Annotated in this window: 1 protein-coding gene; it reads right to left on the bottom strand. The window is 24.3% G+C overall.

Annotated features, from left to right (window positions below; translation table 11 throughout):
• The coding region (locus tag ACP3VS_RS24245; protein WP_426390298.1) for a Ger(x)C family spore germination C-terminal domain-containing protein at positions 1-481 on the bottom strand (481 nt) is incomplete at both ends.

The raw sequence follows: 481 nt of genomic DNA, 5'->3' as shown, positions 1-481 counted from the left end.
TCATCCTTGATGAAAACATGAATATTAAATTTTTTAATTGAATGTTCAGTAATGGAATTTAATTTATCTACAGTCCATGATTGGGGCTTGAAGCGATAAGCTTTTTCTGAAAAATTGAAGACATCAGAGTTTATTTCCAACCCTTTATTATAGGTACTTTGAAATTGTGATAAAATAATATTTTTAATTTCATTTTCAATTGTTTCTTTTCCAATATTTTTTGGATTTTCTCTGATTGAAGCTTTAATGTCTAAATTTATAATATATTTTGGAATTGAATTATCCACAATTTCTATATGATAATCTATAGTTTCAATAAACATTGAAACTGACTTATCCTTTATTAATAATTTCATGTTATTAAAATCCTTATTAAACCAATCCAGCCCTGAAAGTTCTTCTTCCTTTATCCAACCATTGAATTTTTGACGTGAAAGAAAATAAGCACCACTTATTTTTAAAATATTTTTAGATTTATTAT

Origin of the sequence: Lysinibacillus sp. VIII_CA (assembly GCF_049943995.1) — a bacterium.
Taxonomy (GTDB): domain Bacteria; phylum Bacillota; class Bacilli; order Bacillales_A; family Planococcaceae; genus Lysinibacillus; species Lysinibacillus pinottii.
The sequence above is the reverse complement of the archived record's forward strand: the minus strand, read 5'-3'. Positions and strand labels throughout refer to the sequence as shown.